The sequence below is a fragment of the Actinoplanes sichuanensis genome (genome assembly GCF_033097365.1).
In the GTDB taxonomy this organism is placed as follows: Bacteria; Actinomycetota; Actinomycetes; order Mycobacteriales; family Micromonosporaceae; genus Actinoplanes; species Actinoplanes sichuanensis.
Window position 1 is genome coordinate 11,942,854 of record NZ_AP028461.1, and the last position, 20,088, is coordinate 11,962,941.

Sequence of the window (20,088 nt, forward strand, 5' to 3'; positions counted from 1 at the left end):
CACTTTCACGAGAAGGAAGCCACTCGATGACTGTGTCCCCGTACGCCCTGCTCGCGGCCACCGCCCTCGCCGGCGGCGGTGCCCTGTTTGCCACTGTGCCCCCTGCGCCGGCGCCGTACGACGCCGCCTTCGTCGTCTTCGCCTACGGTGATCAGCCACTGTCTGCCGGGCCGAACGCCTACAGTTCCTCCAGCCGAACCAGCGAGAACACCGGCGGCGCGCGGTCGGCCGACGGCCGGATGGTCGTCGGATGGGGCCACGCCATCGCAGGCGAAGGGCACGCGGACGCTGTCGCCACCGACATCACCGTGCTCGGCGGCACCATCCGCGCAGCTGCCGTCATCGCGCACTGCCGTCAGGGAGCCGTGACATCGCGGGCTGTCGACGTCACCGGCGATGTGAACGGCGCGGCGACCGTCGCCTACGACGTGCGCACCAAGAACCAGGACGGCTCGACCACCGTCGTCGGCATGCAAATCCGGGTTCACTCCGGAGAGAGCACCGTCATCAACATCGCCTCGGCAAGCTGTGCACCGCAGCAGGACCGGCCGATGCCACCACCGACAGCCGCCGACCTGACCGGCCACACCGACGGCTGGTCAGGGCTCCCCGGCCGAATCTCGAACACCCGGCCCGACCAGAGCGGCGCCGTCACACAGGCCGGCGTTCTGTCGGCCGGAAGATGAGCTCGGCGTGCACACCGCCACGGAAGCCGCGGCGCAGCTGACCAGCCGCTTCCCTCCGCGGCAGCGCCCCATGATCGAGTACCCCGCGGCTCCCGCGCCGGCAATCACCTGCATCAACCGTGCCGACATTCCTGCGGTCGCCGCCGTGGCGGCGCACTACACCCAGGACGAGCCGGTGGCCGGCTGGCTGCTACCCGACCGCCGCCGCCGGCCTGCCGCCCTGCGCGCTGGCTTCGCGCTACTCATCGAGCAGGCCCTGCAGAACGGGTTCGTCGACCGGCTCGTAGGTGACCGGGCAGTGGCGATCTGGCTCGACCGCACCCGGCCGCTACCAGCGCCTGGCCAGCTGCGGCGCCTGCAAGAAGAATGCGGCCCCGACAGCGACGCCGTGCTGCTGCTCGCCGACATCGCCGCCCACCATGCGCCAACGGTCCCGCACCTGCACCTTGCCGTACTCGTCGCACCGGACCCGGCCGACGCGGCCGCCCTGCTGGCCCATCGCCAGCAGCGCCTGGACCGGGTAGGCGTCGCCTCGTTCGCCTACGCCGCCAACCAAGTGCAGCTCGGTGCGCTGATGGACGCGGGATTCCAGCCGAGCGAAGCACTCCGCCTACCGGCGGGGCCACCACTGTGGCCCGCCCTACGGCCCGCTGCTCAGCGTCTTGCTGTCGTCGGCCGCCCCGCCGCCGCCTGACCTGCTGACTCACACCGCATGCATTCATACGTCCCGGCACCGCGAGGAGAACTCTGGCATGGGTATCACCGGCTGGACCGACACCGCCCGCGACCTCCGCGACCAGCAAAAGATCCTGCGCGCCCTCGCCGACGCGCTCGCGCCCACCAGCGACGGGCTGGCTCATGCGACCCGGCATGCCGCCCTCGCCCGCCGCGGCCCCACGAGCGGCTACGCCGACTGGCGCCATCCTGAACGCCGCGACCCCGACCTGATGCTGCTCATCGACGGCCACCTGACCAACAGGATCCGCCTCGAGGAACAGCTGTACCAGCGGGCCCGCCCGTTGAGCAGCGACGCCGAGGTGCTGCTACACGCCTACCGCCAGTGGGGCGCCGCCCTGGTCGACCGCATCGACGGCACCTACACCATCGCGATCTGGGACAACCAGGCACGGCAACTACTGCTGATCCGCGACCCACTCGGCACCAAAACCCTCTACTGGATGCCCCAGCCGCACGGCCTGCTGTTCGCCAGCACGGCCACCGCCCTGCTAGCGCACCCCGACGTGCCTACGATCGTCGACGCCGACGGCCTCAACGAACTGCTCACCCTCGGCCCCACCCGCACGCCGGGTCACGGCGTCATCCGCAACGTCCGTGAGCTGCTGCCCGGCCAGCTGCTGCGCGCCACCCCGGCCGGTATCCGGCTGCACCGGTATTGGCAGTTGCAGGCCGACGAGCACGGCCAGGACCTCGACGGGACCGCCCACAGCCTGCGGCAGGCGCTGGCGGACAAGACCTTGCCGCTGCGGCAGCGCCCCGCCGGTGCGGTCCTGCTGTCCGGCGGTATCGCCTCCGCCGTCACCGCCGCGTTCCAGTCCCGGCCTGACGTCAACCGTGGCAGCGGCTACTCGCTCACGCTCGCCGAACCCGGCGACCAACCGCCGGGTGCCGGCGCCGACATCACCGCGGCCGCACGTACCGCAGCGCATCTCGGCATGGACTACACCATCATCACCACGGGCACGGACCGGCTGCTCGACGCCGCCGCGAGCGCCCGGCTGGCGCTCGACTTCCCAGGCCCGACGAACCTCGACGCCCCGCTGATGGCAGCGCTGCAGCATGTCGCCAGCCGCGGCCACACCAGCGCCGTCTGCGGCCTGGGCGCCGATGCCGTCGTCGGCGGCTACCGCTGGCTGCACGACCCGCAGGCACTAGCCCATGACGAGTTTCCGTGGCTGCCGTCGGGGCTTGCGGCCACCGATCTACTCAACGACGACGCCCGCTGGCACCTGATCCCCGGCGGCTACCGAACGATGCGTTTCCAGCAGGCCCTCGAGGACATCCCGGCCACCGACGGCGAAGACGTCATCGACCGCCGGCGCCGGATCATGCACCACCTGGCCATCACCCACTACCTGCCGTCACAGCTGGTCCGCCTCGACCAACTCGCCGCCGGGGCCGGCGTCACCGTGCACACCCCGATCGCGGACTGGCTGCTGGCTCAACTGCTGTGGAACACCCCATGGCCGCTACGGCACCTGCTCGGCATCCCCAACGGGCTGCTGCGCCACGCCACCGCCGACCTGCTGCCACCGTCGGTCAGCTGGCTACCGCAACGCCCGTTCCCGGGCGCGCATCTGCTGGCGGCCTGGGAGAAAACCCACCGTGAGCGCCTGCACGCGATCGTCACCGACCACGCTGCGCCTCTGCACGGGCTGCTGCACCGGGGGCGCGTCGAGCATCTGCTGACAGCGGCCGCGACCACCCCGGTCCGGGACTGGCACACCACCCTGGCCTACCTCATCGAGACCAACGCGTGGCTCGCCCGCCACCACATCACCATCAACTGAGCCGCCCTGCGCCCGAGCAGCGGGCGCTCATCATCCACGGGACACCTCACCATGCGCCTCGATCCCTGCGACACCCACGGCAGCACCGAGTTCGATCAGATACGGCACGCGCTGGACGGCTTCACCAGCAGCCGCATCTTCCACGATCCGGAGCTCGGTCTGTGGCTGATCGCCGGTCACGACAACGTCAGGATCGCCCTGACCTGTTTGTAAGAGCCTGTTCTGGCCCCACTGATCGAACTTCTTTCGGGACCATCGCTTGATCGAGTAGACCTTCTATTGGCCCCACTCGGGCGGTGACCGAGGGCGTCGACGGGTCGCGGCCGGAGGCCGCGATTCCAGCTTGTTTTGGCCCCACCCGGCCTTGGCGGGTGTCGCTCGAACGTGGGACGAGAACTTGTTTTGGCCCCACCTTGGCTCTCCTGATCGAGCTGCCTGGGGTCGTAGCATCGAAGTCAGGACCGGGTCGGTCTGGTTCGCCCCCGACAGGTGAATCGACAGGCCCGGCTTCTTCCTGTTCAGGGTCGATCGAGGGTTCTGGGGCCGGTCGGTTCGGCTCTCAGTGGGTATCGTCTAGAAGTGATCATGCCGGTCTTCTATGCGCGTCCTCATGCGGTCGGCAAGGCGCTCGATGTCACCACCGTTCTTGCCGGTCATGCTGAGGCCGGTAGTAGCCGCAAGGAGCGGCTGGCGGCGCTGGCTGGCGATGTCCGGCGGGTTGTCGCTGAGGACCTGCGGGCAACGCCTGATCCGCTCGGCCTGTCGCTGGACCTCGGGCTGCCCGACGGTGTGCCGTTGCTGACCTCCAACGACCTGGACACGTTCATCTGCCCGCTGGTGCCACGGCTCACCGCAGCAATCCGGCGCCCGTTCGTCTCGGTATGGGCCAGCAAACGACACGCGCCGACATCCTCGATCGCGGTCTTTCAAGCCCGCCCGGCTCGAGACCCAGGCGGCGCTCAGCAGTTTCAGGTCCGAACGACGGCCTCCATTGTCACCGACGCGTTCCGGCAGCAGATCCGCAACCAGATCGCTGCGGCCCGGGCGTTGCCGGACGGGGCGATCGCCGTCCAACTTTCGTTCGTAGTCGGACCGAGGCGCGCCTGGCCGAACCTGTGGAAGGTCACCATCGACTCGCTGGGTCCACTGCTGGGACACGCTGTCGATGCCCGCGTAGCAGATGGACCAGATGGCCGCATCACCGACCTCGGGCTGCACTGCGTTGTCGACCCGGACATGGGACACGACGTCGTCATCGCGATCCGCGTGAACGCAGCAGCGACGGCCTGATGGCATGGACCGAGGGCCCGCTGGGCCGTGCGTGACCAAGAGAGGCGACAGCAACGCTTGTCAGTCCGTCGGTGGCTGATCCTGCCCGGCGAGGGCATGCAGCAGTTCGGCGGCCTGGCTGAGCTGTTCGAGCAGCACGGCGGCTTCGGTGATCGAATCGGTGGTGTTCTCGTGGCCGTAACGGTCGACGAGGAAGCAGCCGAGCCGGGAGCGTGTCGCGGGGTCGGTGCTGGTGAAGAAGTCGCTGAGCAGGTCGAGCAGGTCGACGGTGGCGTCCAGGACGGCTGCGTGCACTGGCACTTCGGTGAGGGCGTCGGCTGGGCTGGGATCGTTCACGGTGCTCCTCGCCTGCCGGGCCGGGCGGCCGGACGCGGTTCGCGCCGCGGCCGCCGGGAGTGGGTGCGGGTGACTACTTCTTGCCGCGTTTGCGGGTGGTGGTGAGCAGCCGGAACGACTCGTTGCCGGTCTCGATGATGTGCGCGTTGAAGGTGAGCCGGTCGACGATGGCCTTGCAGAGCCGGGCGTCGGTGAAGGTGCGATGCCATTCCGAGAACGGGGCGTTGGATGCGACCGCGATGGCCCGGCGTTCCTCACGGTCGGTGAAGATCTGGAACAGCAGTTTCGCGCCGGCCTTGTCAAGATCGAGGTAGCCGAACTCGTCCAGACAAAGCAGATCACAGCGCCCGTAGCGAGCGATGACCTTGGTCAGCTGCCGTTCGTCGGCGGCCTCGGCCAGCTCGTTGACCAGGTTCGCCGCAGTGGTGTAGCGGACCTTGTAGCCGGCCTCGGCGATCGCGGTGCCGATTCCGATCAGCAGGTGACTCTTGCCGGTGCCGGAGTCACCGATCAGGCAAAGTGGCTGACCGGCGACGACCCAGCCGGGGTCGCAGAGCGTGTTGATCTGCTCGGGCAAGACGTTCGGGTTGGCGCTGTAGTCGAAGTCCTCGATGCGTTTGGGGCGGGAGAAGTTCGCCTCACGGACCAGCCGCAGCTTGCGGCGCTCATCGCGGTGATCGACCTCGGTGCCCAGCAGGTCGGCAAGGAACTGCTTGTAGGTGGACCGCTCCCGCAGCGCGTGTTCGACGGCCTCTTCATAGCCGTCGCGGATGGTCGGCAGGTGCAAGGTCCGGGCGGCCTGCTCGATCGCGGCGTCGACCGGATCCATGCCCGGGACAACGACCCGTTGCCGCGGCGTCTTGGCCGGTGGACGGGCGGGTGTTGCGGTGGGCGGTCGCGCCGCGTCAGTGGTGGCAGTCATGCGGTGCCTTTCGAGGATCGGAGCCTGAGCAGCTGGTCATAGGCGGCCACTGACGGCAACGGACGGTTGTCGTCGAGGACCGGGTTGCGGACGGGCAGGGTGATCACGTTCGTGCTGGCCGGCTTCCCGGCCGCGGCCTGCTCGCCCGGTCCGGGCTCGGCCAACTCGACCAGGTCCTCGTCGTCGAGCAGCGTCTCCGGCCGGCGTTCGGCTTTGCGGGCCTCGATCGCGACCAGCTCGGGGCTGCTGGACCCGGCGTTCAGCGTCGCGGTGATGCCCGCCAGGACCGCTTCGTGCGGCATCCGGCGGTGCAGCAGCAGCACCTCGATCAACGCGCGGGTGCCGGCGGCGTCGCCGTGCGCGGCGCGGGCCGCGGCCCAGAACGCGTCGTGGGTGTCGGTGAAGGTCCCCGCGGCGCGGGCCAGCGCCAGCCCGGTCGACCCGGCCAGGGCCCCGGGCTTGACCATCAGGATCTCCAGGTAGTGATCCAGCTCGTCGCGGTAGGCGTAACGGCGGGTCAACCGCGGATGCCGGGCCACGACCCGGTGGCGGTCGAAGACCAGCAGCTCGTTGGCGCGCAGGCTGACGCGCACCTGCCGGCCGATGAACCGGGCCGGCACCGAGTAGTAGCTCTGGCGCACCACGATGCGCGAGTCCCGGCGGACCGTCGGCGTCAGGGTGACCCCGCAGTCGAAGTCGTCGGCCGGCAGCGGCGCCAGCAGCGGCGCCTCCTCGGCGAAGTTGAACCCGATGCTGGTGTTGGCGCCGTGGATGTGCCGCTTGTCCTCAGCCTCGTCGATCGCCGCAAGGCGTTCGTTGAGCTCCTCGATGGTGTCGACCTCAGGGACGGGAACCAAGTGCGTGCGCCGGAAACGCCCGCCCTCGTGCTCGACGCCGCCCTTCTCGTGAGCCCCCTCTTGTCCCGGAATGCAATAAAAAGGATCAAAGCCGATCCCCGGTGAGTTCATGAAAACCGAGCCTGACGATGTGAGAACCCACGCCGTCGCTGAGGTGCCAGACCGCGGGTTCTCGGCGCGCGGACAGAGGTTGCCGGAGGCCGCGGCCTTCAGCGCACTACCCGACGCGTGCTCAGCGTCTAGGCTCGGTGGCCGCTTGGCTAAGTCCATATTGTCGTTGACGTGCCGCTTATGCTGGGCGCGTGTCGTGGTCTTTGAGTGTTCGAGCAACGCGCAACCCTGAACTGGTCGACGCAGTTCTTCTTGCTGCCGGGAAGAGTCTCTATATCGCTAATGCATTTGAAGCCAAGTGCAAGAGCGTTCTGCAGATTTTCAATCTCGTGACGGCGGTGGAGGCGGACTCCATCCGGTCCCTTGAGGACACGTTGGCGTCGCTCCCGCCGGACAGGAAGCTGCACCAGACCATCCAAGGAATCCTGGCGCACGAAGACTTCGGTGACCGGGCCTCTGTGAGCGAAGTCCTGGGAAAGGCTCGCGAGGCCAGGAACTTCATCGCTCACGAGGGGATGAACGTCGGCCTGCTCCCGGAACTGAGGGCGGTCTCCCTGGCCGAGCATGCAGCCCGGCTGCGATCGGCGGTCAGCGATCTTGCCGTGGGCGACAACCTTGTCTCGACGTGGTGTTACGAGATTAGTGAGAGAGAACCCGCTCCTTCAATCAGGAATCACTACCCCGAGATGGTTGACGGCTGGATCTTCGGAGAACTGGATCGACTCCTCGAATCTGTCGATTTCAGCCAGGATCGTGAGTTGACTATCCGTGAAGCCCTGCAGCGTCGAAAAGCTGCGTCGAGCGGCTCTTGAGGGAATCGTCGAGAGACCACACGGTCTTGGCGTAACGCAGGGCTGGCTTGGCGGTGAGGCCGAACATCGCGGCGATGTGCAGTGGGTCGCCGTCGGCGGCGCGGGCCTCTTCCAGAATTCGGTCTTCGCGGAGCTGGGCGGCGGTGGCTGGCAGGCCGTCGAAGAGGCGGGTGAGCCAGTAGGCGCTGACCGGTCCGCGTTCGTGGGCGGTGCGTCGGGTCAGCAACAGGTGCGGGTTCCCGGTGTCCGGCCAGCGCTCGTGCCGATAGTCCAGGTAGCCGGTTAGCGCGGTGGCGGTGAACGGGTCAAGGAGTCGGCGGCCAGCGCCGAGGTCGATGCGCTGGTTGGGCAGATCGACCTGGTCGAGCATCAAGTCACGGACCTGATGAGGGCGGAGGGCGTGGACGCCGATGAGCGCGACCACAGTCTGCAGGGCCGGGTCGTTGCGGGCCGCATCGCCGATGGCGTGCAGTGCTTCCGCAGTCAGCGCGGCCGGTGTGCTCGGGTTCCGGCCACTGACGTGTATCCGGGTTAGCGGATTGGCGAAGACGAGGCGTTGCGCTTTGAGCACGCCGAACAGATCGCGCAGGGCGTGGGCGTCGCCGGTCTGATGTTTGCGACCGTCGAGCCAGTCGAGCACGTCCTGGCGGGTAACCTGCCGCAGCGTGGTGTAGCGGTCGGCGATCTCGATCAGGAACGGATGGGCGGCCGCGAGCAGCGTGAAGGCGGTGATACGGGGCCGGGCCCGGCGGCGTGCGGTGCCGTGCCGCAGCATGGTGATCCAGGCGTCGAGCTCGTCGCGCATCCGCGGGGGCAGCGTGGCGAACTTGGCGTCGATCCAGACGGTGAGCGAGTCGATGCGGTCGTCGACGACGAGGTGGTCGCCGGCGGTGAACAAGACCTCGAGTACGCGCAGGCCGGGAACGCCGTGCGGGCTCATCGCGGTGACGGTGCTGGCTTTGACGGTCTCACCAGGTTCGTGACAGCTGGCGATCATGCGCAGGCCGCGGCGGACCTGTTGAAGGGTGCGTGGCGGCCAGCCGTTGTGCTCGGCCAGGACAGCGGCTTGGCGCAGCACCACGCGCAGAAAGCCGGGATCGCGAGGCGGGTCGAGGCTGCTGGCGTGTCGGCAGTCGCGCGGCGCGTCGACCAGGACCGGCTGCTCCCAGCCCGCCGACCGCGCCGGTGCAGCCACCGGGGGCGGTGGCGCCGCCGACGACATTGCCGGCCTTGAGCGCGTCCTGGCTGCGCGCGGAGAGAAGCCGGCGAGGAACAGTTGCTGCCCGGTCTCGGCCGCAACGGTCAGATCCAAGGCAGTCTTGTAGTGGGGTCCGGCGATCAAGCTGGCCTGCCGTCGGCAGAGCCGGCAGACTCCGTCCTCGACTGCGACGGCTCGCCGAGCGCAGGTCCGGCAGGTGCCGAGCGGATTCTTGCGGGCGAAAGCTTCGCAACCACGACAGACCCGCTGACGTAACACACCCCAGGCCAGGCACTGCTCGCAGCTGCGGGCCGGGCCCCGGTAGACACGTTTTCCGCGGCGACGCGGTGATCCTGCTGTCGTCGTCATACCGGGGGTTTGCTGCGGCCGGCGTGCCGCCGCTGGATCGGTGCCTCGCCCGCGACGGCCCGCAACGGCACCGCCTCGGCCGGACGCGATATGGAAAGCGGAATGTCTTCCAGCACCAGCAGGTCGTTCGGGGTGCAGCCGAGGACCGTGCAGATGATCTGCAGGTCTTCCAGCCGGATCGTCACCGGCTGACCCGACCACAGGTGCGACATCTTCCCGGCGCTGATCACCAGACCGGCGTCCGCGAGCATCGTTTGCAGCTGCGAGGCCTTCCAGATGTCGCGTTGCGCGGCGGCCAGGCGCAGATTCCACTTCATCGTCGGCTCCCGAAACGGTTCGCGGCCCGCTGGCCGGCACCGGCCCAGGCGTCTTCGATGTGGGTCTTGTCGACGTGAACGTAGATCATCGTCGTGTTGAGCCAGGCATGCCCCAAAATCTCCTGGATAGCGACCACGTCCATGCCGTTGCGGTAGAGGTCGGAGGCCGCGAAGTGACGCAGCAGGTGTGGCGACAACCGGCCGGTCTGCGTTGGCAGGTGGATAGCGACGGCCTCGGCGAGTCCGTCGCGCAGCGTGTCGGTGGTCGCGAAACCGCTGCTGCCGTCGGCCCGGCGGCGTTCGGACGGGAACAACGGCGCCATCGGGTCGTTGACCCGGTCGTCGAACTCCCACCGCGGTCCGTGCACCCACCAGTCCAGCAGTTCCCGGGAGCCGTTGATCAGTGGGACCAGACGTTCCTTCTTCCCGCGGCCGTTGCTGCCCTTGCCGCGCAGCAGTACCTTGCCGAACCGGCCCAGTTCCCAGCGCAGGTCACCCATGCGCAGCAGAGACAGTTCCGACACCCGCGGCCCGATCAAGCTGACCAGCCGAAATGCGGTGTAGTTGCGGACAGCCGGTGCGTACTTTCGCGCACTGTCCAGCCCGTGCTGCCAGCCGGTGAACAGCTGCGTGACCTCCCGCGGCGTCGGAGGGATCCGCAACCGGCCATGGGTGCCGCCGCGCGGCCGGTTCATCTCGTCCAGCGGTGACTCGACCACGAACCCGGTAGCCGCGTGGATGTCCGGCTTGTGCCGCAGCTCCAGGAACTCGAAGTAGACAGCGAACCCGGCCGCCTTGCGAACCTTCGTGCCCGGCATCGCCTGCCGCAGATGCCGACCGAAGAAGGTGTCGAGGTGCTGGGGCGTCATCTCCCATAGCGGCCGGCCGAACCACTCCCGCAGTTCCTCAACCGCGGCCACATCGGCTCGGATCGTCGCGTCGGTGATCCCCGCTGACGAGCGGGCCAGCACGAACTCGGCCAGCAGATCTTGCTCGAACGCCGCGATCTGGCCGGGTCCGTCCAGGCGCTGATGCGCCCGCAGGTCCCTGACCACTGCCACCGACACAGCGGCCTCCAGCTCGAGAATCCCCAACGACCATCGGCTTCCCGACGGATATCTCAGGAATTCCGAGACTGGATCATAGATTCATCGAAGATCAGGAGTCCAGCCCTGCGCCCAGGTCAGCCCGGTCACCAGGCTGCCCACGGTGGACATCCGGCTGCGGGAACTCACGGCAACACGGGTTTAGAACGATCTGAACGCCGTCTAGCGTTGTGACTCCACCCGGGTGCGGCCGAAGCAGACCCGGTTCACCGCCGGCTTGAGATTGTCGTAACGGATGTGCCGTGTCGGAACCCCGCCCAGCACCCGAAACGCTTCCACGTGGCCTTGCATGAACGCCTCTTGCGCCTCGGAAATGTAGACGCGGTGCACGGCCTTGCCGGAGTAGGACAACCGCAGCGTGAACAGGTGACACTGCATCGGCTCACCGGCCAGCCGCACCCACACGTCAGCGAAATCGACCTCGGCCTCGGCGCCAGGCGCGTGAAGCTGCGGGACCGTGCCTTCCAGGTGCACCCGGCCCTCACGAGCATCGGCCAGGATCTCCGCGCGCCGCTTGTTGACGTAGGTGCATACCGTCGAATAGCAGGCCAGGTTGAAGTCGTACTCGACCCGCAACCGGTCGTAGATCCGCCGGGCGGTGTGACGCTGCTTGCGCGGCGCGCTCAGATCCTCACGCAGCATCGCGTCGATCCAGTCCATCGCCGGCCCCAGCACCGAAGCCCGAGTCTTGGACGGCTTCTTGCGCGGCGGCGGCACCGGCGAGTGCAACGCCTCCCGCACGGTCCGGCGATGAACGCCATACCGGCGTGCCAACTCCCGCTGGGAAATCTCCGGCTCCAACCGGCGATCCCGGCGGATCCGCTCGAACAACTCCACACGCGACAACACCAACGGCCTCCCGACATGACCGACGGTGCACAGTCGCACCCACACCAATCGATGCGCCACCAAGTCACCCGGCCGAGGGAACGCCTCACCACCCGCACCCGGTGGGGCCAAACAAGCTCTCCGACCCGGATCAGTCCTTACCAACTTCATCGATGACCGTGTGGAGCCAACAGAAGTTGGAACACAATCCTCACGCTCGCCGGTGGAGCCAAAAGAAGTTGGACTGCTGGGGCCAGAACTACCTCTTCAAATCACCCTGACCGAACCGCAACTGTTCTTCACCTCCACGCACCTGGCACCGATCCGCCCGCTGGCTGACGCCGCCGCCGTGTGGGCCGGCCTCGACGTGCCCGCCCTGTTCGGCGGCGCCGATCCGGCACAACACACCCGCATCCGCGCTCTGCTACGCGAGATGTTCCCGAGCACCCCCGAGCGGGCCGGCCAGAAGTGGGCCGCCACAGTTACGGCCCACGCCGAACATCTCACCGCCAACCTCACCGGCAACCCCGTCGACCTGGTGTCGGGGGTCGCCGCCCGTCTGCCCCTGCTGGTGATCCTCGATGTCCTCGGGCTGCCCAGCGACACCGCCGACAGCCTTCCGGACTGGGCGAACTGGCTCCGGCAGCCGACCGCCGATGGTCTGGCAGCTGCGGCATCGCCGGGCAGGGCACACGCCCCACGCGGGTTCTTAGGCTGGTGCCGGACCGTCGTCACCGCCCGCGCTGACCTTGGCGACCCGGGCCCTGGACTTATCGGCGAGCTGCTGCGCCACCGCGACGGCGACGACACCCGGCTGAACGTCGACACGATCGCCGCGCTGGCCTTCCACCTGACCGTCGCGGGCTGGCACACCACCAGCAGCGCCCTCGCTTACGCCATCGACCACGCGCAGGCAGACCCGCACCGGTGGGCACGGCTCGCCGACGACGACCACTACCTGACCACCCACGTCGAAGAGAGCCTGCGACACACGTCCGCCCTCGCCGGTCTGCTGCGCGTCACCACCACCGACGTCACCCTCGACGAGACGACCATTCCCGCTGGCAGCCGCTGCCTGCTGCTGATCGGCAGCGCCAACCACGACCCGCGCATCTACCCCGGCCCCCACCAGTTCGATCCCGGACGGGCCAGGCTGTCGCAGCACCTGAGCTTCGGCGCCGGACCACATCACTGCCTCGGCGCAGCCCTGGCACGCCTGCAACTGCGAGCCACCCTGCGTGTCCTCGCCCGGCGGCTGCCGTACCAGCGGATCGCCGCCAGCCGCCACCGGTTCGCGCCGGACATCCGCCTGCTCAGCCATGCGGGCCTGCCGGCCGTCACCGTCTGCCCGTTCAGCCACGATCCCGATATCGGAGAACAGCCATGACCATCTACCTGAACCGGCCCCGTCGGTGGCCGCGGGCCGCCACGCATCAGCCCACGATGACGCCCCGCTTCGAGCTGCTGCTGCAACAGCTCACCACGGCCGCGCAGACCAGCATCGGATTCCCCGCCGCCACCGACATCGACTACCGGCCCCTGGGACCTCTGCTCGGCGTGCTGCTCAACAACCTCGGCGATCCCTGGACCGACGGCCTGCAGCCGATGCACGCCAAAGGCATCGAACGCGACCTGCTCGACTACTTCGCGCAGCTGTTCCGCGCCCCGCGGGGCTGGACCGGATACGTCACCAGCGGCGGCACCGAAGGCAACCACTACGGGTTGTGGCTCGGCCGGACCCGACTGCCCAACGCCGTCGCCTTCCACAGCGCCGCCGCCCACTACAGCGTCGCGAAAGCCGAACACCTGCTCGGCCTGCCCAGCGTCACCGTCGCCATCCTGCCCAACGGGGAAATCGACTACGCTGACCTGCAGCGCCAGGCCGGCCAGCGCCGCAGCCGACCGGCGATCGTGACGGCGAACATCGGCACCACTATGACCGAGGCCGTCGACGACGTGCACCGCATCCACTAGATGGTTGAGTCCTAAATCTGGGCTGGTGGAGGGCTTGGCCGTACCGATATAGGGAAGGGTGTCGTTGTCTGCTCGTGACTGCTGACATCGACACCCTTCTGACCGCACTGTACGTGTTCGTAGACGATCATCTGGTCCCGCACCGGCGCAGGCCTGGCAGGCCCCGGCAGTTGTCCGACGCCGAACTGGTCTGCCTGATGATCACGCAGGTCCTGTTCGATTTCCCTCGTGAACGGCACTGGATCCGTTACGCACACGCCCATCTGCGCGGCGCTTTCCCCTACCTTCCGACCGCGTCCGGGTACGGCAAACGCGTCCGGGCCAGCGGCCCACTCCTGGCGAGAGTGCTGCGGGCCCTGGCCGATGTCACCGGATCGGGTGTCCCGATCCTGCGGCTGATCGACTCGACCCCGGTGGCCTGCGGCACCTCGCGGGAGACGGTGAAACGCTCGGACCTGGCCGGTCACGCCGGCTACGGCTACAGCGCCAGCCACTCCCGATTCTTCTGGGGCATGCGCCTCTACCTCCTGGCCACCGCCGAGGGCATGCCCGTGCTGTGGTGTCTGGCCCACCCGAAACTCGACGAGCGTGAGGTGATGACCGCCCTGATCGAGGCCGATCACCACCTCATCGCCGACGGTCAGGTCATCCTGGCCGACCGCGGGTTCGCCAGTCCGGAGTTCGACCGGTTCTGCGACCTGACCGGCATTCACCTGGTCCGCCCGAAACGCGCCAACGCCAAGGCCGACGCCCCGCGCACCCCGGCCGAACAGGCGTTGCTGCGCTGCCGCCAATGGATCGAGTCGATCTTCCAAACCCTGAAAGGCCAGCTCTCCCTGGAACGCCACGGAGCCCGACGCCACGACGGCCTGTTCGCCCGCGTCGGTCAGCGTCTCCTGGCTCTGGCAGCGGTGATCTGGCACAACACCAACATCAACGCACCCAACCCACGATCACTCATCGCGTACGACCATTGACCAGCAAAGATTTAGGACTCAATCATCTAGGCGCTCGACGCCGCCGGGATCACCCACCGATACGTGCACAGCGACGCCGCCCTCGCCGGCGTCCCGCTGGCAGTCACCGCCAACCGCCCTGCCTTCGACCTCGCTGACGGCGCCGACAGCATCAGCATCAGCGGCCACAAATTCTTCGGCACACCCCTGGTCTGCGGCGTCGTCCTCACCCGGCGAGGCCCCGACGATCTGCCCGCGGCGATCCGTTACACCGGCGCACCCGACACCTCCATCAGCGGATCTCGCAACGGCCTCGGCGCGGTCATGCTGGCCTACGCCCTCGACACCCTCGGCACAGCAGGGCTGTCGGACCGCACCCACCGTGCGAGAGACGTCGCCACCTACGCCTGCCGACGCCTGCAACACCTCGGCTGGCCCCACTGGCGCAACCCCGGCGCGTTCACCGTGATGCTGCGCGAGCCGCCGGACGCCGTACGCACTCGATGGCGGCTGCCAAGCACCGCTGGATGGTCACACCTCATCTGCATGCCCGGAGTCACCATCCGCCAGATCGATGAGTTCGCCGATGAGCTCGGCGAGCAACGGTCTGCCACAAGACCTTGAAGGGGGTCCGATGAGTGGAATGCTAACCCACGTGCCGCTTCTGGAGCCCACCTTCAAGCTGACCGAACCTATCAGACCGTCAATTTCGGAATTGACGGACACGCTCGCAGCTGGCGACCGCGAAGGGGACTTGAAATGGGGATCGGAGATATCGCCAGCTTCATCACCGAGGAAGGCTGGAAGCTCACTCCTGTTCTGTTAGGTGGGGTGCTCGGCAGCATGCTCATCAGCTTGCTCCTGCCCGGCATTCTCAGACCGCCCGCAATCGCCCTCGTCATGCTCCCCTGGCCCCTACTGGCCGCGCTTGCCGTCTGTCTCATTCTAAGTATTAGGAGCACTCTCGCGAACGATCCTCCCTCAGTCGCCATCATGGATATGGGCGGATGGTTGATCTATTGGGGTCGGCCCGTTCTATCGTGGGTGTCGTTAGTTCTGCTTTGCGCAATCCGTTTCGCCATCCGGATAGAGGAAGCAACCCCAGCACAATGACGCCCCGCTCGTTGAGCCTTTCTCAATCTGATCTTGCAGGCAGTCCTTGCCGTTGTGGTGTGAGTGATCGATGAGGCGAGGCTCCAGGCAGGACAGTAAAACCTGGAGGATCCCGGTCAAGCAGCGTTGCTGCCCACGCCGAGCGACCGCAATCGTGCGGGTCATCATCGTCCTGTGCCACGTCGAAAACAACCGCTAAGCAGGATGAAGAGACGCGGTTTACATCGACGATTCGCCGCGTCGCCACGACACCCACGACGAGGGGTCACATTGCCCGCTGAGTAGGTGAGTTTCTTGCAGCGACAAGGCGGCGCATGGCAGGTAAATCAATCAGCCAGTCGAGGCCAACGGAACCCGCCGGTCGCGTACCGGGGGGCGTCGGCGATGGTCGCCGTGGTCGGCCTGGCCGTGACCGACAGCGCACACGGGACGACCGCTGCTGCTTCGATTCTGCATCCGGTACATCTTTCGCCTCGCTAGGTTCGGCGGAAGCCGCCGAACTCGCGTAATGGCTGTGTGCCGGCCGTTCCCTGCGTGAGGAAATCATCCATCGCCGGGAAGTGCGAATCGCGCCCACGGCGAAGCCGTTGATGAGTCGAATCATAGGGCCGGCGGCTCCTGCCCACTCGGTGAAGGGGCGTTTACCGGCCCCGCGCCATGGATGCCAGATAGTCGCCGTAAGAGCAGGTCAGAAGCGATACGGACGAGTGCGGGACAACCACAGACAACCGCAGACAACTATTCGCGAGCTGTTCCGAGCGGCATCGTCGATCACGTGATCAACGCCCGTTGATGGCGGTCACCGGACGCGCGGGGGGGCGCGCTGGCGGTGTGCCAGGTAGCTGTGCCGTATGGGTGCGCAGCTGCGCCGGGGCTGCCCGACGGGACGCCATGACGCGAGGAGGTTCGCCTCGGGCGTGCTGACAAAGCCGATCACCGGCCGCCGCTGAAGGCGGTCGTGCCAGGGAGTTGGCCGGCGGCATTCGACCCCATCGGAATGCTGCCGGCCCGCCACCGGTCATCGATCAGCTTCCGGGGGAAAACGCATGCCTTTGCCTGACCCGCCGTCTGAGTTCACCCGCGACCGCAATCTCGACCCCAGCGCTGGCGTCGGCGCGGCCACAACGACGCATCATCTTCCGACGGCAGTGCCGCCGGCACGCGCCGTCGCGGCTGTTCCCGCACCGCCGTTTCCCTTTAAGGCTGCGACGAGTGCCGGCGGTGTCTCGGACATTCCGGTGCAGCGAGCGACTGTGCACGAGCCCCGGCCGGTCCCGAATCAGTTCGGGCCCGCGGATGTCACCGAGCGGGCTTGGCGGCATGCTGCTGCACTGCGTCCTGGTGCGGCGATCGCCATCTCTTCCGCCGACGGCGGCGTAGGCCGTTCCACTCTGGCAGCGGCGCTGGGTGGGCTGCTTGCCTTGGCAGTGCCGGAACCGGTGCTGGCCGTGGACATGGTGTCGGCGCCGTGGAACGGTCTCGGTGCCCGGGTCGGCCGGCAGAACTGGGCCACTGTCTGGGACACCGTGCGCGACTTCGGCTCGCTCAACAGTCGGGCGGACGTCGAGCGGTGGGTCCAGCGCGGCCCGTCCGGGCTTCTGGCTTTGGTCGGTGAGATCGAAGGCAAGGAGCGGCGACCTCCGCGCCCGGACGAGGCCACCGCCCTGGCGGATCGGCTGCGGCAGCTGTTCGCGCTGACGATCTGGGATCTCGCCCCAGCGGCGACGGGTCTGGTGTGGCGCAGCCTCGCCGCGGCGACGGTGCCGGTGCTGGTCAGCCGGGCCACCACGGACGGTTTGCGGCATTCGCTGCGGCTGCTGACCCACCTGACCGCTACCGGTAACGCTCGCGTCGCCCGGGACAGCGTGCTGGTGATCATGGCCACCTCACCATCGGTACCGCGTCAGGTGCGCGCGGTGGCGCGGCAGGCCGATGACGTCGCGGGGGCGGTGCTCTGCGTGCCGTACGACCCGCGCCTTGCCCAACCGGAGCCGATCGATCCGCGGCTGCTGCGCCGGCGCACGCGTACCGCGCTGGTGCACGTCGCTGACGCCGTGCTGCAACGGTGCACCGCCGGTCGCCCTGTATTGGCTCCTTTCTCCGAGGAGCGTGCCTGATGCCGCTGACGACGATCGGTTACGACCTTGCTGCCCAGCTGCACACGGCTGTGGTGCAGGCACCGGCTGACCCGACGCCCACACCGACGGGCACGCCGTTCGACTTCGACTGGGACCAGATCCGGCCTGACCCGGGCGCGGTTCCGAAGACCGGGATCTTCTACGACATGGCTAACGCCCTGCTCTTCCTGGGCGTGATCGCGGCGCTGTCGGGGCTGCTCGCGGGCGCCATCGCCTTCGGCGTGGGGCCGATCTTCGGCGCCCACATCATCTCCGACCGCGGCAAAAGCATGATGTGGAAGGCCGGGCTGGTCGCGGTGATCGTGGGCTCGGCGACCACCATCGTCGCCGTGCTGCTGGCCAAGTGATGGCCGCGATGTCCACTCTCCAAAGCCGGTCCTGCCCGCCGGCGGGCAGCAGCGGGCCCGGCTCGGCGCGTGTGGTTGCGGGCCGACGCGTGTGGCGGGTGCTGCTGGCCGCGCTGGCCGGTGTGGCACTTCTCCTCGGGTCGGCCCAGGCCGTCGATGCGGCCCCCCGGGCGCCGGTGGACGCCGCGTGTGCGCAGAAAGCACCCGGATCGGTCGCCTGGTGCATGCCGTGGGCGGTCCGTGTCGAGACGCCGCCGGCTGGAAGTTCATCGCACTGGGTCACCCAGTGCAGCAAGGCGACCAGCGATGAGGACCGTGCCTCGTGTGCGGCCGCCTCAGTCACCGTGGACTCGCCGCCAGCAGATGGCACCGCGTCGGTGCTGATGGACGGCCCCAGCGACAAGGACGGTCTGACCGCCCTCGTCAAATGCGGGTTGTTCGGCGAGCAGATGAAGAACGAGAAGGACGCCACCCGCTTCGGCCTGTGGCGTGACAAACACACCCAATGCTCCCAGCAGGTTGCGACGTGGACGGCGGCAGCCTACGACCCCAATCCGCAGCCGAAGGAGTGCGGGAAGGTCGAAGTCGGCTGCCAGATCACCGAGGGCACCAAGGAAGCGATCTCCAACGGGATCCGATCCGGCATCCAAGGTCTGGTCGACGCAGTCGTACAGGCCGAGGTGTACCTGCTCAGCAAGCTAGCTGAGCTGGTCTTCACCGAAACGTCGATCGCCAGCCCGGACCGGGCCTTCTACGGCGTCTACAACTCCGTCGCCGGCACCCTCGTCATGTTGATCTTCGTGTTCTTCATCATCGCGACGATCGTCAACGGGTTGCGGCTACGCGGCGGACCAACGCCCTTGGCGACACTCGGCGGCCTGGTCAAAGCCGTACTCGGCATCACCTTCGCCGGAGGTCTGGCCTACGTCATCGTGGCGGCCTGGGACCAGGCAGCGGTGGCGGCACTCGAGGCCAACGCCCATAAGCCGTGGGACGCCTCCAAACCGGTCACTGCCCTTACCAACCTGACCGCCGGCACCGGGACACTGCTGCTGGCCGGACTGTTCGGGCTACTGGGCATCGTCGGGCTGATCCTGCTGTTCATCATCATGCTGTTCCGCGGCGTGCTCACCACCGGCGCTGCGCTGTTGGGTGCGATGGCGATGACCGGTTTCGTCATGGACGAGACCCGGCACTGGCCACGCCGCTGGTTCTGGACCGTCAACGCACTGGCCAGCAGCAAATACTGGATCGTCCAGCTGTGGATCTACGGAGGCCGCTCGACCTACGAGTCGGATGACCTCAGCACCGTCCTTCAGTCGATGCTGCTGATCTGGCTGATGGTGCTCGCACCGTTCATCCTGCTCAAGCTCACGTCGATGTGGGACGGCTACCTGTCCGACGTCAACGCACACGGAATGCTGTCCGCGCTCGGCGGACCGCTGATGATCGGCGCGAACGCCATCGACGGATTCCGCCAGGGCGCCCAGAGCGCCGGCGGAGGCGATGACAGCGGCGGCGGGGGCGGGGGCGGCGATGACGCCGCCGGCGTGATGGACGCGAACGCCTCCAGCATGCCGACCAACCCGGCCGGGCAGATGACCGGCATCGGCGCCGGTCCCGGCCGCGATGTGGCGCAAGCGGCCGGCCAGGGACAGGACGGCGGCGGCGTCGGTGAACCAGTGACCGACGCACCCGGCAGCCAAGACGACCAGTCCGGCGCGGAGTCCCAGCAGAACCCGAACGCTCAGGAAGCCGACGGCGTCCGAGCCGCCAACAGCAGCGCCCAACACACCCTGTCCAGCGGCCAGCTGACTCCACCTGGTGACGGCGGTGGCGGATCGATTCCGCTAACACCGCAGGCGGCCGCCGGGTCTGACCCGACGGGTGTGAGCTCCGGCGGTAACGGCGCTGACGGCAGCACCGATGCGGGCACCACCGCGGCCTCCGGTGATCCGGCTGCCAGCGGCAGTGGCCAGGCAGACGGGCAGTCCTCGGGTGCTGCGGCCAGCGGCGACCCGGCCGGGACAGCACCCCACGGGCACAACGACGACACGTCAGCACCGGCTTCCGGTGGCGAGCACAGCAACGAGCAGGCCTCCGGGTCCGGCGAGTCCGGTGGCGGGGCGGCGAAAGCAGGCGGTGCCCGGGGTGCCTCCGCAGTGGCGGACGCCCCGATCGTGCCCCTCTGACTTGGGAG

Annotated in this window: 20 protein-coding genes and 1 pseudogene; 14 read left to right on the forward strand and 7 right to left on the reverse strand. The window is 68.1% G+C overall.

Going from position 1 to position 20,088, the window contains the following annotated elements; all coding sequences use genetic code 11:
- The first annotated feature begins 26 nt into the window (after positions 1-26).
- The 5 genes from Q0Z83_RS54700 to Q0Z83_RS54720 all read left to right on the forward strand — a co-directional run bounded on the left by Q0Z83_RS54700 (position 27) and on the right by Q0Z83_RS54720 (position 4,504).
- Positions 27-686, forward strand: a complete 660-nt coding sequence (locus Q0Z83_RS54700; RefSeq protein ID WP_317791465.1) for a hypothetical protein — start codon at positions 27-29, stop codon at positions 684-686.
- A 7-nt stretch (positions 687-693) separates the two neighbouring features.
- Positions 694-1,380 (forward strand): hypothetical protein, encoded by a 687-nt coding sequence (locus tag Q0Z83_RS54705; protein WP_317791466.1) that lies wholly within the window; start codon positions 694-696, stop codon positions 1,378-1,380.
- Between the two features lie 58 nt (positions 1,381-1,438).
- The gene (locus Q0Z83_RS54710; protein WP_317791467.1) at positions 1,439-3,214 is read left to right on the forward strand and encodes an asparagine synthetase B family protein; all 1,776 of its coding nucleotides are present in this window, start codon (positions 1,439-1,441) and stop codon (positions 3,212-3,214) included.
- A 51-nt stretch (positions 3,215-3,265) separates the two neighbouring features.
- Positions 3,266-3,427: a hypothetical protein gene (locus Q0Z83_RS54715; RefSeq protein WP_317791468.1), complete on the forward strand. Its 162-nt coding sequence runs from the start codon at positions 3,266-3,268 to the stop codon at positions 3,425-3,427.
- 372 nt (positions 3,428-3,799) lie between these two features.
- Entirely contained in the window at positions 3,800-4,504 is a 705-nt protein-coding gene (locus Q0Z83_RS54720; protein WP_317797388.1) for a hypothetical protein, read from the forward strand.
- Between the two features lie 60 nt (positions 4,505-4,564).
- On the opposite strand, the gene Q0Z83_RS54725 is transcribed toward Q0Z83_RS54720, so the two are convergent.
- The 3 genes from Q0Z83_RS54725 to Q0Z83_RS54735 all read right to left on the reverse strand — a co-directional run bounded on the left by Q0Z83_RS54725 (position 4,565) and on the right by Q0Z83_RS54735 (position 6,619).
- Positions 4,565-4,840: a hypothetical protein gene (locus Q0Z83_RS54725; RefSeq protein ID WP_317791469.1), complete on the reverse strand. Its 276-nt coding sequence runs from the start codon at positions 4,838-4,840 to the stop codon at positions 4,565-4,567.
- A gap of 73 nt (positions 4,841-4,913) precedes the next feature.
- A complete protein-coding gene (istB, locus tag Q0Z83_RS54730) occupies positions 4,914-5,762 on the reverse strand; it encodes an IS21-like element helper ATPase IstB (RefSeq protein ID WP_317791470.1) in 849 nt (282 codons plus the stop codon).
- Positions 5,759-6,619 (reverse strand): Mu transposase domain-containing protein, encoded by an 861-nt coding sequence (locus tag Q0Z83_RS54735; protein WP_317791471.1) that lies wholly within the window; start codon positions 6,617-6,619, stop codon positions 5,759-5,761. The genes istB and Q0Z83_RS54735 overlap by 4 nt, the downstream gene beginning before the upstream one ends.
- Positions 6,620-6,921: 302 nt before the next feature.
- Here Q0Z83_RS54735 and Q0Z83_RS54740 point away from each other — a divergent pair, with 302 nt between their 5' ends.
- Positions 6,922-7,542, forward strand: a complete 621-nt coding sequence (locus tag Q0Z83_RS54740; protein WP_317791472.1) for a hypothetical protein — start codon at positions 6,922-6,924, stop codon at positions 7,540-7,542.
- Here the strand turns inward: Q0Z83_RS54740 and Q0Z83_RS54745 are convergent.
- From Q0Z83_RS54745 to istA, 4 genes are all read right to left on the reverse strand, one after another.
- On the reverse strand, positions 7,493-8,854 hold the full coding sequence (locus Q0Z83_RS54745; protein ID WP_317791473.1) for a hypothetical protein: 1,362 nt from the start codon (positions 8,852-8,854) through the stop codon (positions 7,493-7,495). The two genes, Q0Z83_RS54740 and Q0Z83_RS54745, sit on opposite strands and share 50 nt — an antisense overlap.
- Positions 8,855-9,105: 251 nt before the next feature.
- On the reverse strand, positions 9,106-9,426 hold the full coding sequence (locus Q0Z83_RS54750) for a helix-turn-helix domain-containing protein (protein ID WP_317791474.1): 321 nt from the start codon (positions 9,424-9,426) through the stop codon (positions 9,106-9,108).
- Positions 9,423-10,520, reverse strand: a complete 1,098-nt coding sequence (locus Q0Z83_RS54755) for a tyrosine-type recombinase/integrase (protein WP_317791475.1) — start codon at positions 10,518-10,520, stop codon at positions 9,423-9,425. Before Q0Z83_RS54755 ends, Q0Z83_RS54750 begins: the two co-directional genes overlap by 4 nt.
- A 174-nt stretch (positions 10,521-10,694) precedes the next feature.
- Positions 10,695-11,381 carry an IS21 family transposase gene (gene istA / locus Q0Z83_RS54760; protein ID WP_317791476.1) on the reverse strand — a complete coding sequence of 229 codons (687 nt, stop codon included), beginning with the start codon at positions 11,379-11,381 and terminating at the stop codon, positions 10,695-10,697.
- Between the two features lie 202 nt (positions 11,382-11,583).
- Between istA and Q0Z83_RS54765 the strand changes: the two genes are divergently transcribed.
- From Q0Z83_RS54765 to Q0Z83_RS54795, 8 genes and pseudogenes are all read left to right on the forward strand, one after another.
- Entirely contained in the window at positions 11,584-12,747 is a 1,164-nt protein-coding gene (locus Q0Z83_RS54765; RefSeq protein ID WP_317791477.1) for a cytochrome P450, read from the forward strand.
- Positions 12,744-13,334 carry a PLP-dependent aminotransferase family protein gene (locus tag Q0Z83_RS54770; RefSeq protein WP_317791478.1) on the forward strand — a complete coding sequence of 197 codons (591 nt, stop codon included), beginning with the start codon at positions 12,744-12,746 and terminating at the stop codon, positions 13,332-13,334. Before Q0Z83_RS54765 ends, Q0Z83_RS54770 begins: the two co-directional genes overlap by 4 nt.
- Before the next feature lie 74 nt (positions 13,335-13,408).
- Positions 13,409-14,311, forward strand: coding sequence for an IS982 family transposase (locus Q0Z83_RS54775; protein ID WP_317791479.1), 903 nt, complete (start codon positions 13,409-13,411; stop codon positions 14,309-14,311).
- A 63-nt stretch (positions 14,312-14,374) separates the two neighbouring features.
- On the forward strand, positions 14,375-14,914 hold the full coding sequence (locus tag Q0Z83_RS54780) for a PLP-dependent aminotransferase family protein (protein WP_317791480.1): 540 nt from the start codon (positions 14,375-14,377) through the stop codon (positions 14,912-14,914).
- 586 nt (positions 14,915-15,500) lie between these two features.
- Positions 15,501-15,602: pseudogene (locus Q0Z83_RS56040) on the forward strand (IS5/IS1182 family transposase); the annotation flags it as partial.
- Between the two features lie 847 nt (positions 15,603-16,449).
- Positions 16,450-17,520: a hypothetical protein gene (locus tag Q0Z83_RS54785; RefSeq protein WP_317791481.1), complete on the forward strand. Its 1,071-nt coding sequence runs from the start codon at positions 16,450-16,452 to the stop codon at positions 17,518-17,520.
- Positions 17,520-17,888: a hypothetical protein gene (locus Q0Z83_RS54790; protein WP_317791482.1), complete on the forward strand. Its 369-nt coding sequence runs from the start codon at positions 17,520-17,522 to the stop codon at positions 17,886-17,888. The genes Q0Z83_RS54785 and Q0Z83_RS54790 overlap by 1 nt, the downstream gene beginning before the upstream one ends.
- Before the next feature lie 98 nt (positions 17,889-17,986).
- Positions 17,987-20,080 (forward strand): hypothetical protein, encoded by a 2,094-nt coding sequence (locus Q0Z83_RS54795; protein ID WP_317791483.1) that lies wholly within the window; start codon positions 17,987-17,989, stop codon positions 20,078-20,080.
- Positions 20,081-20,088 lie beyond the last annotated feature (8 nt).

Excerpts from the sequence above, each read along its gene's own strand:
- Q0Z83_RS54700 (WP_317791465.1), top strand. The coding sequence starts at position 27 with ATGACTGTGTCCCCGTACGCCCTGCTCGCGGCCACCGCCCTCGCCGGC.
- Q0Z83_RS54710 (WP_317791467.1), top strand. The coding sequence starts at position 1,439 with ATGGGTATCACCGGCTGGACCGACACCGCCCGCGACCTCCGCGACCAG.
- Q0Z83_RS54715 (WP_317791468.1), top strand. The coding sequence starts at position 3,266 with ATGCGCCTCGATCCCTGCGACACCCACGGCAGCACCGAGTTCGATCAG.
- Q0Z83_RS54720 (WP_317797388.1), top strand. The coding sequence starts at position 3,800 with ATGCCGGTCTTCTATGCGCGTCCTCATGCGGTCGGCAAGGCGCTCGAT.
- istB (WP_317791470.1), bottom strand. The coding sequence starts at position 5,762 with ATGACTGCCACCACTGACGCGGCGCGACCGCCCACCGCAACACCCGCC.
- Q0Z83_RS54750 (WP_317791474.1), bottom strand. The coding sequence starts at position 9,426 with ATGAAGTGGAATCTGCGCCTGGCCGCCGCGCAACGCGACATCTGGAAG.
- Q0Z83_RS54770 (WP_317791478.1), top strand. The coding sequence starts at position 12,744 with ATGACCATCTACCTGAACCGGCCCCGTCGGTGGCCGCGGGCCGCCACG.
- Q0Z83_RS54785 (WP_317791481.1), top strand. The coding sequence starts at position 16,450 with ATGCCTTTGCCTGACCCGCCGTCTGAGTTCACCCGCGACCGCAATCTC.
- Q0Z83_RS54790 (WP_317791482.1), top strand. The coding sequence starts at position 17,520 with ATGCCGCTGACGACGATCGGTTACGACCTTGCTGCCCAGCTGCACACG.